At 44.6% G+C, this 578-nt stretch carries 1 protein-coding gene; it reads left to right on the top strand.

The annotated features are described in order from the left end of the window. Positions 1 to 578, top strand: a 578-nt coding sequence (locus R7Q48_RS29475) for a nucleoid-associated protein (RefSeq protein ID WP_318133913.1), incomplete at both ends; no start/stop codon positions are given.

The raw sequence follows: 578 nt of genomic DNA, 5'->3' as shown, positions 1-578 counted from the left end.
CAAAGTTTAGCAACAGATTATCTTTTCATTGGTATCTTGCCGATGAACCAAAGCCTGAAAGTGACTGAGGGTTTGGACATCAGCGCGACGGACTACCTCGATATCACGAAGATGGACATCGCGGCGCGCATTGACCTTTCGAGTTACGAGACGGATAAAGAATCTAACCGTTACCTACAATACATCAAAGGGCGTGTTGGTCGTAAAGTCGCTGACTTCTTCCTTGATTTTCTGCAAGCCGATATTGGCTTAGACACGAAACAGCAAAACCTTGTGTTGATGCAAGCGGTGGATGACTTCTGTGCGGATTCTAAGTTGGAAAAGCAAGAAGTTAACGAGTACAAAAAGCAGGTTTATAACTACTGTAACGAGCAGATCAAATCTGGCGAAGAGGTTCAAATTTCTGAACTTTCTGGTGAGTTACCGCCAAGCCAAGATGGTACGAGCTTTATGGACTTCACCAAAGAGCAAGGTTACGAGCTTGAAGAATCATTCCCTGGTGATCGCTCAACGGTTCGTAAGCTGACTAAATATGTGGGTGCCGGTGGTGGTTTAAATATCAGCTTTGACAGCTTGTT

Source organism: Vibrio sp. 378, assembly GCF_033339435.1.
Note: the sequence above shows the minus strand (reverse complement) of the source record. Positions and strands in the feature narration are given on the sequence as shown.